This window comes from Brachybacterium sp. AOP24-D1-21, assembly GCF_052378665.1.
Lineage (GTDB): Bacteria > Actinomycetota > Actinomycetes > Actinomycetales > Dermabacteraceae > Brachybacterium.
Genome location: NZ_JBQSXX010000002.1, coordinates 171,703 through 186,538, shown reverse-complemented (window position 1 = coordinate 186,538; position 14,836 = coordinate 171,703). Strand labels below are relative to the sequence as shown.

Annotated in this window: 7 protein-coding genes, 3 rRNA genes and 2 pseudogenes; 7 read left to right on the top strand and 5 right to left on the bottom strand. The window is 62.9% G+C overall.

Annotated elements, in window-relative coordinates:
- The first annotated feature begins 6 nt into the window (after positions 1 to 6).
- Positions 7 to 1,512 carry an NCS2 family permease gene (locus ACT3UF_RS15530; RefSeq protein ID WP_441445554.1) on the top strand — a complete coding sequence of 502 codons (1,506 nt, stop codon included), beginning with the start codon at positions 7 to 9 and terminating at the stop codon, positions 1,510 to 1,512.
- Positions 1,509 to 2,033 (top strand): MarR family winged helix-turn-helix transcriptional regulator, encoded by a 525-nt coding sequence (locus tag ACT3UF_RS15525; RefSeq protein ID WP_441445555.1) that lies wholly within the window; start codon positions 1,509 to 1,511, stop codon positions 2,031 to 2,033. The genes ACT3UF_RS15530 and ACT3UF_RS15525 overlap by 4 nt, the downstream gene beginning before the upstream one ends.
- A 138-nt stretch (positions 2,034 to 2,171) precedes the next feature.
- Here ACT3UF_RS15525 and serC read toward each other — a convergent pair whose 3' ends face one another.
- Positions 2,172 to 3,335, bottom strand: coding sequence for a phosphoserine transaminase (gene serC / locus ACT3UF_RS15520; RefSeq protein WP_441445556.1), 1,164 nt, complete (start codon positions 3,333 to 3,335; stop codon positions 2,172 to 2,174).
- A gap of 128 nt (positions 3,336 to 3,463) precedes the next feature.
- Here serC and ACT3UF_RS15515 point away from each other — a divergent pair, with 128 nt between their 5' ends.
- The 4 genes from ACT3UF_RS15515 (at position 3,464) to rrf (ending at position 9,878) form a co-directional block, all read left to right on the top strand.
- On the top strand, positions 3,464 to 4,162 hold the full coding sequence (locus tag ACT3UF_RS15515; RefSeq protein WP_441445557.1) for a demethylmenaquinone methyltransferase: 699 nt from the start codon (positions 3,464 to 3,466) through the stop codon (positions 4,160 to 4,162).
- Positions 4,163 to 4,679: 517 nt separating this feature from the next.
- A 16S ribosomal RNA gene (locus tag ACT3UF_RS15510) occupies positions 4,680 to 6,199 on the top strand.
- A 376-nt stretch (positions 6,200 to 6,575) separates the two neighbouring features.
- Positions 6,576 to 9,641 (top strand): 23S ribosomal RNA (locus ACT3UF_RS15505).
- A 120-nt stretch (positions 9,642 to 9,761) separates the two neighbouring features.
- Positions 9,762 to 9,878 (top strand): 5S ribosomal RNA (gene rrf, locus ACT3UF_RS15500).
- The 16S, 23S and 5S rRNA genes sit together here, the layout of an rRNA operon.
- Positions 9,879 to 10,026: 148 nt before the next feature.
- Here the strand turns inward: rrf and ACT3UF_RS15495 are convergent.
- The 4 genes and pseudogenes from ACT3UF_RS15495 to ACT3UF_RS15480 form a co-directional block, all read right to left on the bottom strand.
- Positions 10,027 to 11,184, bottom strand: coding sequence for a glycoside hydrolase family 3 C-terminal domain-containing protein (locus ACT3UF_RS15495; protein WP_444608426.1), 1,158 nt, complete (start codon positions 11,182 to 11,184; stop codon positions 10,027 to 10,029).
- Positions 11,181 to 12,467, bottom strand: coding sequence for an ISL3 family transposase (locus ACT3UF_RS15490; protein WP_444608143.1), 1,287 nt, complete (start codon positions 12,465 to 12,467; stop codon positions 11,181 to 11,183). The genes ACT3UF_RS15495 and ACT3UF_RS15490 overlap by 4 nt, the downstream gene beginning before the upstream one ends.
- 384 nt (positions 12,468 to 12,851) lie before the next feature.
- Positions 12,852 to 13,205 (bottom strand): annotated as a pseudogene (locus ACT3UF_RS15485) (transposase); the annotation flags it as partial.
- A gap of 108 nt (positions 13,206 to 13,313) precedes the next feature.
- Positions 13,314 to 13,442: pseudogene (locus tag ACT3UF_RS15480) on the bottom strand (ATP-binding protein); the annotation flags it as partial.
- Between the two features lie 84 nt (positions 13,443 to 13,526).
- On the opposite strand from ACT3UF_RS15480, the gene ACT3UF_RS15475 reads away from it, so the two are divergent.
- A complete protein-coding gene (locus tag ACT3UF_RS15475; RefSeq protein ID WP_193119625.1) occupies positions 13,527 to 14,789 on the top strand; it encodes an IS256 family transposase in 1,263 nt (420 codons plus the stop codon).
- Positions 14,790 to 14,836 lie beyond the last annotated feature (47 nt).

The following is a 14,836-nucleotide window of genomic DNA, read 5'->3' as shown; positions in this document are numbered from 1 at the left end:
CGTCCCATGCAGCAGGCTGAACCCTCGTCCCCCTCCTCGACCACCGGCTCGACGGCCGTGGCTCCCCGGTCCGGACTGGACCGCTACTTCAAGATCTCAGAGCGTGGATCGACGCTCAGCAGGGAGATCCGTGGCGGCCTGGTGACCTTCTTCTCGATGTGCTACATCGTGGTGCTGAATCCGTTGATCATCGGCACCGTCCCCGATTCGACCGGCATGTACCTCGGAGGCGGCGCCGAGCCGAACCTCCCCGCGGTCGCCGCGGGCACCGCCCTCATCGCGGGTCTGCTGAGCATCTTCATGGGGGCATGGGCCAAGTTCCCGCTCGCCCTCGCAGCGGGACTGGGCCTGAACGCCTACCTGGCCTATTCCGTGGTGCCGCTGCCCGGGATGACCTGGGGCGGTGCCATGGGGATGGTGCTGCTCGAGGGCGTCGTGATCCTCGTGCTGGTGTTCACCGGCTTCCGCAAAGCGGTGTTCGACGCGGTCCCGCCCTTCCTCAAGACCGCCATCGCCGTGGGCATCGGCCTGTTCATCGCCTTCCTCGGTCTGTTCAACGCGAAGTTCGTGACCACCGCCGCAGGCACCCCGGTGCAGCTGGGCAACGACGGCTCGCTCACCGGCTGGCCCACCTTCGTGTTCGTCACCGGTCTGCTGCTGATGTTCGTGCTCTGGATCCGCAAGGTGCCCGGAGCGATCCTGATCGCGATCATCACCGCGACCGTGCTCTCGATGGTCATCGAGCGAGTGCTGCACCTCGGCGCCTTCGCCGCCCCCGACGGCTCCGGAGCCGGCAACCCCGGCGGCTGGGCGATGAACGTCCCGGCGATCTCCGAGTTCCCGGTCCAGATGCCAGACTTCGCGACCCTGTTCACGGTGGACCCCATCGGCGGGATCACCGCTGCCGGTGTCATCGGAGCGACCGTCATCGTCTTCTCCCTGCTGCTGGCCGACTTCTTCGACACCATGGGCACGATGGTCGGCGTCGCCTCCGGTGCAGGCCTCGTGGAGGAGGACGGGGACATCCCGCATTCCCAGCGGATCCTGGTCGTCGACTCCGCCGCCGCCATCGCCGGTGGCCTGGGCGGCGTGTCCTCGAACACCAGCTTCGTCGAGTCGACCTCCGGGGTGGCGGAGGGAGCCAGGACCGGCCTCGCCGCGATCGTGGTGGGCGTGCTGTTCCTGCTCTCGACCTTCCTCTCACCGCTGGTCGCGATGGTCCCCTACGAGGCGGCCACCCCAGCGCTGGTGATGGTCGGCTTCCTGATGATGACCCAGATCACCGACATCGACTTCTCTGATGTCGAGGTCGCGGTGCCCGCGTTCCTCACCATCATCCTGATGCCCTTCGCCTACTCCATCACCGTCGGCATGGGTGCAGGCTTCGTCATGTACGTGCTGATCCGGGTGGTGCGCGGCAAGGCCCGCGAGGTGCACTGGCTGATGTACCTCATCGCTGCGATGTTCGTCGTGTACTTCCTGCGCGGCGCGATCGAGGGCCTGCTGCTGTGAGCCCCGGCATCGGCGAGGCGGACGCGAGGGATCCTCAGCGTCCTCTCGCCGAGGGCGTGGAGGCGTCCGGGCGGGTGGACGCAGCTGAGGCGACCCAGGTCGCGGAGCTCGCTGCCGAGCTGCAGCGGGTGCTGCTGGTCTCCTCCAGGATCCTGCGCTCCCACACCGCCTCCGATGCCGTCTCCGCGCCGCAGTTCTCGGTGCTGGCCTACCTGCAGCGCGCCGGCGAATCCACCCCCGGCGCCCTCGCTGACTTCGAACATGTCAGCCCACCGGTGATGACCAGGATCCTGGGGCGACTGGAGGAGGCGGGACTCGTGGAGCGGGCCGCTCACCCCGGCGACGGCAGGCAGGTCCGGGTGACGTTGACCGAAGAGGGCCTGCAGGTGGTGCTCGCGGGGCGCGAGCAGCGCGATGCGTGGCTCCGCGCCCGGCTCGGCGAGGCCACCCCTGCGCAGCGGGATGGCCTGCGGGACGCCTCCACACTGCTGCGGCAGATCCTCATCCCGCCCCGACACTGACCGACGTCGGGGGAGAGAACCGGGCAGCCCGCCTCTGCGCTCGCCCTCCCGGTACGCCCGCCCCAACTCGACCGAACATGATGACGGCCGGACCACCCCACAGGGATGGCCCGGCCGTCGTGTTCTGCGGGGTGTGCGTCAGGCGTCGCGGCTCGCGTCCAGCACGTGATCGAGCACGGAGATCAGCGCCGCGGTGTCGTCCTCGCCGACGGCGGGGAAGGTCGCGATCCGCAGCTGGTTGCGTCCCAGCTTCCGGTACGGCTCGATGTCGACCACACCGTGTGCGCGCAGCACTGAGGTGATCGCCGTGGCATCGATCGCCTCGTCCACATCCAAGGTGGTCACGACCTGCGATCGCGCAGCAGCATCCGCGACGAAGGGCGTAATCTCGTCGCGTCGGGCGGCCCACTCATGGAGCATTCCGCTGGTGGCCCTGGTCCGGGCGTCCGCCCATGCCAGACCGCCCTGCGCCAGCATCCATTCGATCTGCTCCGCGAGCAGCACGAGGGTGGCGACCGCGGGAGTGTTCAACGTCTGGTTCTTGCGGGAGTTCTCGATCGCGCTCGTGAGCGAGAGGAACGACGGCGTCCACCGGTCGCTCGCTGCTCCGAGGCGCTGCGCACGCTCGATCGCGGCGGGGGACAGGACGCTGAGCCACAGGCCTCCGTCCGAGGCGAATGCCTTCTGCGGGGCGAAGTAGTACGCATCCGTCTGCGAGATGTCCACCGCGGCGGCGCCGGCCACCGACGTCGCATCGACCAGGACCAGCTGGTCCTGGCCCGCACCGGCCGGACGCTGCACCGGCGCCATCACACCGGTCGAGGTCTCGTTGTGCGGCCAGGCGTAGGCATCGACATCAGGGTTCGCAGCTGCCTGAGGCAGCGCCCCGGGTTCGGAGCGCAGAATCTCGGGATCTTCGAGGTGCGGGGCGCCCGCGGCCTCGGAGGCGAACTTCTGCGAGAACTCTCCGAGCACCAGATGCTGGGAGCGACGCTCGATCAGCTCGAACACGGCCACGTCCCAGAATGCGGTGGAGCCGCCGTTCCCGAGCACCACCTCATAGCCCTCCGGCAGAGCGAACAGCTCGGACAGTCCTGAGCGCACCCGCCCCACCACGTCCTTGACCGGAGCCTGGCGGTGAGAGGTGCCGAGCACCGAGCGCGAGACCGACTGCAGCGCCTCCATCTGCGCCGCACGGATCCGCGACGGGCCGGAGCCGAAGCGACCGTCGGCCGGAAGCAGCTCCTGAGGGATGGACAGGGAGCTGATGGCTGCGGAGCGTGCAGAGCTGGCATCGGTCATTCGGGTTCTCCTCCTGAGGGCGGGCCTGGGGCGCCGACGGTGCGGGGCGCCCGTCCCCATTCTTCCAGCGGATGCCGGATGGGCCGCAGTCGGTCCGCGAGCGACGACTTGCGTGGGAAGATCGGAGCATGAGCCGTGCCGATCTCGAGAAGCAGCCGTACGACGTCGCGACGATGTTCGACGGTATCGCCAAACGTTATGACCTGATGAACGACGTCGCCGCCATGGGGCAGGTGGGGATGTGGCGTGAGCTGATGGTCGAGGCGCTCGACATAGAGCAGGGCGATGTGGTCATGGACCTCGCCGCCGGCACCGGAACCTCGACCACCGCGATCGCCCGCGCGGGGGCCCGGGTAGTCGCAGCAGACTTCTCCCTCGGGATGATGGCCGAGGGCCGCCGCCGTGGTGCCCCGGTGCCCTTCGTGGGTGCCGACGCCCAGCACCTGCCCTTCGCGACCGACTCCTTCGACGCCGCCGTCATCTCCTTCGGGCTGCGCAACGTGCAGGAGCCGAGAACTGCGCTGTCAGAGATGGCCCGGGTTGTCAGGCCCGGCGGCCGGATCGTCGTCTGCGAGTTCTCGACTCCCACCTGGAAGCCGTTCCGCACCGTGTACGAGAAGTACCTGCTGCGTGCTCTGCCGGCGGTGGCGGGCAAGGTCGCGACCACGGTCGACGCCTACGAGTACCTCGCGGAGTCCATCCTCGAATGGCCGGACCAGGAGCTGCTGCGCCGATGGTTCATCGACGCCGGCCTCGAGCAGACCCAGTACCGGAACCTCAGCGGAGGCATCGTCGCTCTCCACCGAGGAGTAGTGCCCCACCCCTGAGTCCCGGGTACCGGCGTGCTCGAGGACCCGAGGAATGAGCCGGTGCGCGGAACCAGCGCGAAGAGAGCGCCGTGACCAGGCCTTTTGGCAATCGCAAGGCCGCCGGAAGGCGTGTGTGGTCGAGGCCACTTCGGAAATGGTCGTTCTGGCTTGACGGGGGTGCGCCAGGCCCGTAATGTTCTTCCTCGTGCCCCGGACAACGGGAACAAGGAACGGCCAGCGTGCCAGACCGAAATTCCCGCACTGACCTGGCACGGAAGGTCTTCCGAAAGAAGATTGCGGCGCGGATCACACCGCAGCGATTTGACTCGGAGAACTGGAAGTTGTAAGTTAGCGGAGTTGCCTCGGGATGGAGAGCCGAAAGGTTCGAAGCCCGGAGTGCGCGTGTTGCTTGATATCTCAATAGCGTGTCTGTTTGTTGATGCCATTATTTTGAATGGCAATTATAATACGGATGATACAGCAGTTATATGCTGGTTGTTTGTTTATGTTGTCAGGATACTGTTTTTCATGTTTTTTCATGGAGAGTTTGATCCTGGCTCAGGACGAACGCTGGCGGCGTGCTTAACACATGCAAGTCGAACGATGACGGTGGTGCTTGCACTGCCTGATTAGTGGCGAACGGGTGAGTAACACGTGAGTAACCTGCCCCTCACTTCGGGATAACCTCGGGAAATCGTGGCTAATACCGGATATGAACTTCTACCGCATGGTGGTTGTTGGAAAGATTTATCGGTGAGGGATGGACTCGCGGCCTATCAGTTTGTTGGTGAGGTAATGGCTCACCAAGACGATGACGGGTAGCCGGCCTGAGAGGGCGACCGGCCACACTGGGACTGAGACACGGCCCAGACTCCTACGGGAGGCAGCAGTGGGGAATATTGCACAATGGGCGAAAGCCTGATGCAGCGACGCCGCGTGAGGGATGACGGCCTTCGGGTTGTAAACCTCTTTCAGTAGGGAAGAAGCGAAAGTGACGGTACCTGCAGAAGAAGCGCCGGCTAACTACGTGCCAGCAGCCGCGGTAATACGTAGGGCGCAAGCGTTGTCCGGAATTATTGGGCGTAAAGAGCTCGTAGGTGGCTTGTCGCGTCTGCCGTGAAAACCCGAGGCTCAACCTCGGGCGTGCGGTGGGTACGGGCAGGCTAGAGTGTGGTAGGGGAGACTGGAACTCCTGGTGTAGCGGTGAAATGCGCAGATATCAGGAAGAACACCGATGGCGAAGGCAGGTCTCTGGGCCATTACTGACACTGAGGAGCGAAAGCATGGGTAGCGAACAGGATTAGATACCCTGGTAGTCCATGCCGTAAACGTTGGGCACTAGATGTGGGGGACATTCCACGTTTTCCGCGTCGTAGCTAACGCATTAAGTGCCCCGCCTGGGGAGTACGGCCGCAAGGCTAAAACTCAAAGGAATTGACGGGGGCCCGCACAAGCGGCGGAGCATGCTGATTAATTCGATGCAACGCGAAGAACCTTACCAAGGCTTGACATGCACCGGGCGACTGCAGAGATGTGGTTTTCTTCGGACTGGTGCACAGGTGGTGCATGGTTGTCGTCAGCTCGTGTCGTGAGATGTTGGGTTAAGTCCCGCAACGAGCGCAACCCTCGTTCTATGTTGCCAGCACGTCATGGTGGGGACTCATAGGAGACTGCCGGGGTCAACTCGGAGGAAGGTGGGGACGACGTCAAATCATCATGCCCCTTATGTCTTGGGCTTCAAGCATGCTACAATGGTCGGTACAATGGGTTGCGAAACTGTGAGGTGGAGCGAATCCCAAAAAGCCGGCCTCAGTTCGGATTGGGGTCTGCAACTCGACCCCATGAAGTCGGAGTCGCTAGTAATCGCAGATCAGCAACGCTGCGGTGAATACGTTCCCGGGCCTTGTACACACCGCCCGTCAAGTCACGAAAGTCGGTAACACCCGAAGCCAGTGGCCCATCCTCGTGAGGGAGCTGTCGAAGGTGGGATCGGTGATTGGGACTAAGTCGTAACAAGGTAGCCGTACCGGAAGGTGCGGCTGGATCACCTCCTTTCTAAGGAGCATCACCAATTATGGTGGCCATTTTCCTGCCCGAGTGTGGTGGGGGTGGTTGCTCAAGGGTGGAACATCAACGAATAGGCGCTTCATCAGCTGGCATGGCTTGTGAGTACCGCTCCTTTTGGGGGTGTGGAAAGCGGGTGTGCTGGGTGGTTTGAGGTGGAGACACGCTATTGGGTTGTGAGGCTGCACGCAGCCCCAACGGGACCGTCCTTCGGGAGGGTCTTTTTTGGGGTGTGTGGCTGGTCCTCCCTGATCTTGCCTGGCGCGAATGCGTGGGTGGGGTTGGTGTGGGGTTGTTTCTTGAGAACTGCATAGTGGACGCGAGCATCTTGTAAGCAATTTTAAAGATTTTGTGTCTTTGTGTGTTGCCGTAAGTTTTAAAGGGCACACGGTGGATGCCTTGGCAAGAGGAGCCGACGAAGGACGTGGGAGTCTGCGTTAAGCCTCGGGGAGTTGACAACCGAACTGTGATCCGAGGATGTCCGAATGGGGAAACCCACCACGAGTCATGTCGTGGTACCCACCGCTGAATGTATAGGCGGTGTGGAGGGAACGCGGGGAAGTGAAACATCTCAGTACCCGCAGGAAGAGAAAACAAAAGTGATTCCGTGAGTAGTGGCGAGCGAATTCGGATGAGGCTAAACCTGGTCTGTGTGATACCCGGCAGGGGTTGCAGGTTGGGGGTTGTGGGACGTATCAGGGCTGTCTGCCGGCAGCTCGGCGTGGACGTATAGCGATAGTCGAAGTCGTGTTGAGTGCGACGGCGTAGAGGGTGTGACCCCCGTAGACGAAATCGATGTACGGCGCGATGCTGTTCCCAAGTAACACCGGACCCGTGAAATCTGGTGTGAATCTGCCAGGACCACCTGGTAAGCCTAAATACTACCTCTTGACCGATAGCGGACAAGTACCGTGAGGGAAAGGTGAAAAGCACCCCGGGAGGGGAGTGAAATAGTACCTGAAACCGTGTGCTTACAATCCGTCGGAGCCTTTAGGGGTGACGGCGTGCCTTTTGAAGAATGAGCCTGCGAGTTAGTGGTCGGTGGCGAGGTTAACCCGTGTGGGGTAGCCGTAGCGAAAGCGAGTCTGAACGGGGCGTTCAGTCGCCGGCTCTAGACCCGAAGCGAAGTGATCTATCCATGGGCAGTGTGAAGCGCGGGTAAGACCGCGTGGAGGCGCGAACCCACTTCAGTTGAAAATGGAGGGGATGACCTGTGGATAGGGGTGAAAGGCCAATCAAACTTCGTGATAGCTGGTTCTCCCCGAAATGCATTTAGGTGCAGCGTTGCGTGTTCCGTACCGGAGGTAGAGCACTGGATAGGCGATGGGCCCCACCGGGTTACTGACCTTAGCCAAACTCCGAATGCCGGTACGCTAGAGCGCAGCAGTGAGACTGTGGGGGATAAGCTTCATAGTCGAGAGGGAAACAGCCCAGAACATCAGCTAAGGCCCCTAAGCGTGTGCTAAGTGGAAAAGGATGTGGAGTTGCTGAGACAACCAGGAGGTTGGCTTAGAAGCAGCCACCCTTGAAAGAGTGCGTAATAGCTCACTGGTCAAGTGATTCTGCGCCGACAATTTAGCGGGGCTCAAGCACACCGCCGAAGCTGTGTCATTCAGTCCTTGTGGCTGGATGGGTAGGGGAGCGTCGTGCAGCCAGCGAAGCCGCGGGGGAACCCAGTGGTGGAGGCTGTACGAGTGAGAATGCAGGCATGAGTAGCGAAAGACGGGTGAGAAACCCGTCCGCCGATTGATCAAGGGTTCCAGGGCCAGGTTTATCCGCCCTGGGTTAGTCGGGACCTAAGGCGAGGCCGACAGGCGTAGTCGATGGACATCGGGTTGATATTCCCGAACCGATCGTAGGAGGACCCATACCGAGGCAGTCGATGCTAACCACCCGAGTTTTCCCCATGCCCTTCGGGGTGTGGAGGTTGACGAGGCTGGGAACCAAGGTTGTAGTAGGTCAGCGCGAGGAATGACGCAGAGAGGTAGCTTCCGCGGACTTAATGGAATAGTCCGTCTAAGCGTGCAGCCCGACCCCGGGTAATGCTGGGGTCATCAAGGGTCAGACGTGATGGGGATCCCGTATGGGCGTAGGTGAGTGATCCTGTACTGCCAAGAAAAGTTCCGGCGTGACGAATACGGTCGCCCGTACCCTAAACCGACTCAGGTGATCAGGTAGAGAATACCGAGGCGTTCGAGAGAATCGTGGTTAAGGAACTCGGCAAAATGCCCCCGTAACTTCGGGAGAAGGGGGGCCCGAACCGTGAGAGCGGTGAGGGCCGCAGAGACCAGGGAGAAGCGACTGTTTACTAAAAACACAGGTCCGTGCGAAGTCGTAAGACGCTGTATACGGACTGACGCCTGCCCGGTGCTGGAAGGTTAAGAGGACCGGTTAGACACTTCGGTGTCGAAGCTGAGAATTTAAGCCCCAGTAAACGGCGGTGGTAACTATAACCATCCTAAGGTAGCGAAATTCCTTGTCGGGTAAGTTCCGACCTGCACGAATGGCGTAACGACTTCTCCACTGTCTCAACCGCGAACTCGGCGAAATTGCATTACGAGTAAAGATGCTCGTTACGCGCAGCAGGACGGAAAGACCCCGGGACCTTTACTATAGTTTGATATTGGTGTTCGGAACGGCTTGTGTAGGATAGGTGGGAGACTTGGAAGCATTCACGCCAGTGAGTGTGGAGTCATTGTTGAAATACCACTCTGGTCGTTTTGGATTCCTAACCTCGGTCCGTGATCCGGATCAGGGACAGTGTCTGATGGGTAGTTTAACTGGGGCGGTTGCCTCCTAAAGAGTAACGGAGGCGCTCAAAGGTTCCCTCAGCCTGGTTGGCAATCAGGTGTTGAGTGTAAGTGCACAAGGGAGCTTGACTGCGAGACAGACATGTCGGGCAGGTGCGAAAGCAGGAACTAGTGATCCGGCACCTCATTGTGGAATGGGTGTCGCTCAACGGATAAAAGGTACCCCGGGGATAACAGGCTGATCTTGCCCAAGAGCTCATATCGACGGCATGGTTTGGCACCTCGATGTCGGCTCGTCGCATCCTGGGGCTGGAGTTGGTCCCAAGGGTTGGGCTGTTCGCCCATTAAAGCGGTACGCGAGCTGGGTTTAGAACGTCGTGAGACAGTTCGGTCCCTATCCGCTGCGCGCGTTGGATATTTGAGAAGTCCTGTCCCTAGTACGAGAGGACCGGGATGGACTGACCTCTGGTGTGCCAGTTGTTCTGCCAAGGGCATGGCTGGTTGGCTACGTCGGGAAGGGATAACCGCTGAAAGCATCTAAGCGGGAAGCCTGCTTCGAGATGAGATATCCATACACCTTCGGGTGTGAGAGGCCCCCAGTAGATGACTGGGTTGATAGGCCAGATGTGGAAGCACAGCAATGTGTGGAGCTGACTGGTACTAATGGCTGATGACTTACTACAACATTTTTATTGTTTATGCGTGTTTGCGTCCACTGTGCGGTTCTCGAGGAACAACTCCTCAGGACACCTGGTCCCCTTGTATGGGGGTGGTGTTCTGGTGGTCTGGTTGTCTCATTGTGTTACGGCGGTCATAGCGTCGAGGAAACGCCCGGTTCCATTCCGAACCCGGAAGCTAAGCTCGATTGCGCCGATGGTACTGCACTCGGGAGGGTGTGGGAGAGTAGGTCGCCGCCGGACATCTTTGTGGGAGTGGGAGTGAGCTTGAGACCCTTTTAGGGTTTCGCTCCTCCCACTCCTTTTTTCGTGCCCGAAAACAGGGGCCGCACCAACCAGCAGCGGAATCCATGACAGCCAGCAGGGTTCGGTCGCGGTGGTCTGTCGCCGCTCATCCGCGCGCGGAGGTGAACTGACGGCTGCACACCAAGGATCCCGCGGACCGGGCCAGGTGGATCGTGACCCCATTCCAGGCCTCTGTGAACACCTGGCCGGAGTCCGACCATAGGCGGAGCAGGCTCCACGGAATCGTGAACGTGACCCGTGCTGATCCAGAGGCAGGGACGTGAGCCACGTGTGCACCGATCAGACGCAACAACGGCACAGCCCCACGAACGCCCGTATACGACGCGGAGTCCGTTGACGCATAGACCTGCACCACTTCATGAGCGGTCGTCGTCGCATTGCGCTCGAGCGTGATAGCCACCTGAATTTCGTCCCCGTTGACCTCCACTGAAGGGTGCGTCCACTGCGTGGGTGCGAGTGTCAGCCCGTGCCCGAAGGCAAATTGCGCTGGCTGGTCATAGAGGTATGTCGCTCCCGAGGTGATCATGTCGTACTCGAGGATGTCCGTCAGGGCGCTCTCGCGCACCCAGCTCTGTGCCAGGCGTCCGCTGAACTCGCGGTGTCCGAGCAGCAACGAGGCGAGGGCGGGACCCTGCCTGGCGCCGGCATGGCTGCTCCAGAGCACCGCTTCGGCCGCGTCCGCGTGCACGCCCAGATCGTAGGGGTAGGACGACACCAGCAAGAGCGCAGTGCGCGCTCGGGACCCCGGCTCTGGCAGCAGCTCGACGAGTCGCCGATCAGGGTCCGAGAGAGCCAGTGAGGTTCTGTCCTCGGTCTCTCTGCCGTTCACATGGGGTTCGTTGCCGACCACCGCGATCACGAGGTCCGCGCCGTCCACTGCTCTGCGCGCCTGCTCTTCTCGAGTGCTGATCGCATGCCAGGTGAGGGGTAGAGCGTCGGCAGGATCGCTCGTGCCCAGGATGAGCTTTCCCGTCTGCCGTTCGCTGCGTACCCAGCACCCGCTGGCCACGTGCTGCAGCCGAGTCTGTCCGTCCGGGCCCCGCAGAGCGCGGAACGTCTCCTGGACGCTCCAGCCACCGATTCGCTCACTGCTGGCGCGCACATATCCGTACCCATCCGGCGCGAGCCAGAGTCCTGTTCTCAGCTCCCGCAGGCTCAACACCCCGTGGCCGTGGTCGAGGACCTCAAGGTTGACGGCTCTTCGCGGTTCGTGGTGAATGATCCTGCTGGGGCGGGTATTCACGCTACGGTTCTCGCGGCGCTGGTCAGCAGGATACGCATCCGGTAGTTCTCGGCGTTGCGGAAGCCGCGGCCAGTGCGTTTGATGTTCTTGATGCCGGTATTCGCGGCCTCGACTCGAGCGGTGGTTGCGCCGGTGACGATGAGGACCTCGATGGCGTCCCACCAGGTCACGACGGTGTCGTAGAGCTTGGTCGCCTCGGGCATATTCGCGATCTGCACGAAGTAGCCCATCCGCATCCGTTCCTCCCAGGCCTGAGCCAGGGTGTCGGTCGCCAATAGGCGGCGGAGCTGCTCCTTGATGCCCCAGGCGGCGGAGAGCTCGTCGGTGGGGTCGTCGGTGCGGAACACCGTCTCCAACCGCTCCCAGGCCCGTGGAGTGAGGGTGTCAGCGCCGCGTAGCAACAGCATCCGGTGGGCCCAGGCCGGGTCGTCCTTGCGGCCGCGACGACCGCGATGGGTGCGGGCTAGGCGTTGACGGACGGTGGTGACCATGTCGTTTCCGAGCTTGACGAGGTGGAACTTGTCGACCGAGACCGCAGCGCGGGGCAGGTAGGTCCGCAGTGCTTTGCGGAACGCGGCCGAGGGATCGATGGCGACGATCTCGATCCGCTCCCGCCAGAGCTCGGAGCGCTGGGCGAGCCAGTCGCCGACGGCGGTGGAGTCCCGGCCGTCGACGATACCGAGGACCTGCCCGGTGGAGAGGTCGACCAGGGTCGTCATCCAGGGCTCGAACCGTCTCCAGGCACCGTCGTCGGTGCGGAACCAGCGCACCGACCGGTAGCGGTGCTCATCGATGCCCAGGCACGTCACTGACACGTCCTCGGCGGTGGGCAGGACCACGGCGGCAGCCGCCAGCGCGGCCTGGACCAGCCACCACGAGACGCCATGGGTCCGGGCGACTTCCGAGGCTGCCCGGCCAGAGGTGATCACCGCGGAGACGATCTGGTTTCGCAGCCGGGTCGTTGAGCGCGCGCGGTGCGGGACCTGGTCGGTGGCTTCCCAGAACGTGCGCCGGGCGCAGGCCGGCTCGAGGCAGAACCAGCGTCGCTTGGCCCACACCACCGCCATCGCCCCGGCCACGGGGACGTCCCGGACGTGCTGGGACCGGCGGGAGTGGACCTTGGTCGCGAGCACTCCGCACGACGGACATCCGGGCGGGACGGTCGAGGCGATCACCACTCGACGGCCTCCGTCGGGCAGGTCGATCGCGTCGATGACGTGGTAGTCGGGCAGGTTGAAGATCGTGCTCGCAGCATCTCGCTGTGAACCAGTATTCTCGTGCACAGGCTCGTGGTCCTCTGGAATGTGGATGTCTAGACAACACCCATCACAGCAGGACCACGGGCCGTTCTACGCCAGCGACGCGACGCTCTCCTTCACCACCAACCGCGAAGAGCCAGGTTGACGGGGTCGATCGACCCGGCCCTGGCATCGGGGAGCCGCGGGACGTCGCTCGGGCGTTCGCTGAGGCGGAGGCCATCAGCGCTCGTTCGAGTCAGGGGTGCTCCGTCCACCAGGAGCTGGATGACGTCCAGGCATGCTGCGGAGCGCACCGGCCCATCGTGCTCGGCCGCTAGTGCAACGTCGAGTGGCACCGGATCGACCAGGTCTCCGCTGTACCAGGGTCAAGTCCCCGGAAGTGGTGTAGCGATCCTTCGGCGATAGGGATCAGGCTGTCAGCGCGGGAAGTGCATCGGTGCTCACCTCGTTCACGGGATTGGTGGTGAGGGTGAGGCGGCAGCGGGCGAGGACGTCGAGGCCGAGGTAGCGGCGTCCTTCGGCCCATTCATCGGTCTGCTCGGCCAGGACCGCGCCGACGAGGCGGACGATCGCCTCGCGGGAGGGGAAGATGCCCACCGAGTCGGTGCGGCGGCGGATCTCGCGGTTCAGACGCTCGGTGGGGTTGTTCGACCAGATCTGGACCCACACATCCTTCGGAAACGCGGTGAACGCGAGGACGTCTGCGCGGGCGGCATCGAGGTGCTCGGCCACGGCCGGGAGCTTCTCACCGACGTAGTGAATATTCGTAGGCTTGGGGGCCACTGAATCGTTCCTTTGGGGGCCACCGATCGTGCCGGCGGGGGCCAGTGATCGTCTCTATGGGGGCCACTGGCTCCCGCCGTCATCGGGTCACTGGGTCATGGCGGCGTGTTCGCGCATGTTCCGGTTGCCGGTGTCGATCCAGATGGTGTTGTGGACGATGCGGTCCATGATCGCATCGGCGTGGACTCCTCCTCCGAGGCGTGGATGCCAGTCCTTCGAGGGTGTTTCATTAGCTGTGTAAGGGTCCGGTCTCTAACCGAGGTGTGACCTGCGGGCTCGCCTCTGAAAAGGACCGATGACATGACCGAGATTGCTGATGCCCAGAACCCTCTTGCGGGCGTGCTGAGCGCCGACCAGGTCGACGCCCTCGTCAACGCCGCCGAAGACCTCGGAGAGGGCCGCCACGGGGTCGAGGAGCTGCTGTCCCGGATGACCCAGGCCGTGCTGGAGCGGGCCCTGGAGACCGAGATGAGCGACCACCTCGGCTACGAGTCCGGCGACCCTGCCGGCGCCGGAACGGGCAACTCCCGTAACGGCAAGACCACCAAGTCCATCCATACCCTCCAGGGCCCAGTGCAGCTCACCGTCCCCAGGGACCGCAACGGCTCGTTCGAGCCCGTGATCGTGCCCAAGCGGACCCGCCGACTGGGCAGGGTCGAGGACATGGTCCTGTCGCTGTATGCCCGCGGGATGACCACCCGCGACATTGGCTCCCATCTCGAGGAGATCTACGGCTCGAAGGTCTCCGCCGCGACGATCTCCAGGGTCACGGACGTCGTCACCGACGAGGTCGCCCAGTGGCAGTCCCGGCCCCTGGAGTCGGTCTACCCGATCGTCTACATCGATGCGATCTGGCTCAAGATCCGCGACGGCGGAGTCGTGACCAACAAGGCCTGCCACGTCGCCGTAGGCGTCGATATGGAGGGCCGCAAGCAGGTCCTGGGCCTATGGCTGGGGGCCACCGAGGGCGCGAAGTTCTGGGCCAACGTCCTCACCGAGATTCGCAACCGTGGCACCAAGGACATCCTGATCCTGTGCTGCGATGGGCTGACCGGGCTGCCGGCCGCGGTTAACAGCATCTACCCCGAGACCGTGGTCCAGACCTGCGTGGTCCACCTGCTGCGCTCGGCGATGAAGTACGCCTCCTACACGGACCGCAAGACCATGGCCAAGGACATGCGCCCGATCTACACCGCGGCCACCGTGGCGGCCGCTGAGCTGGCCCTGGAGGCCTTTGCCGAGGCCTGGGGCAGCAAGGCGCCGGGGGCGGTGCTGGCGTGGCGGAACGCGTGGGAGGACTTCATCCCGTTCCTGGCGTTCACCCCCGAGATTCGGAAGGTCATCTACACGACCAACCAGATCGAGTCGATCAACTACCAGCTCCGGAAGATCACCAAGACGAGGGGCTCATTCCCGTCGGACGAGGCGGCGATGAAGCTGGTCTATCTGGGGATCCGGAACATCGAGACCCGCCGCGGTGGCCAGCTCGGAACCGGCACTCAGGGATGGCATCAAGCCCTCAATGCTTTCGCCGTTCAGTTCCCCAACCGACTTCCGCTCTGACCACCCGGCAGAGAGGCTGTTCGACCGGCCCCTTACACAGAAAACTT

Coding starts and splice junctions, on each gene's coding strand:
- ACT3UF_RS15530 (WP_441445554.1), top strand. CDS start 7: ATGCAGCAGGCTGAACCCTCGTCCCCCTCCTCGACCACCGGCTCGACG.
- ACT3UF_RS15475 (WP_193119625.1), top strand. CDS start 13,527: ATGACCGAGATTGCTGATGCCCAGAACCCTCTTGCGGGCGTGCTGAGC.
- ACT3UF_RS15515 (WP_441445557.1), top strand. CDS start 3,464: ATGAGCCGTGCCGATCTCGAGAAGCAGCCGTACGACGTCGCGACGATG.
- serC (WP_441445556.1), bottom strand. CDS start 3,335: ATGACCGATGCCAGCTCTGCACGCTCCGCAGCCATCAGCTCCCTGTCC.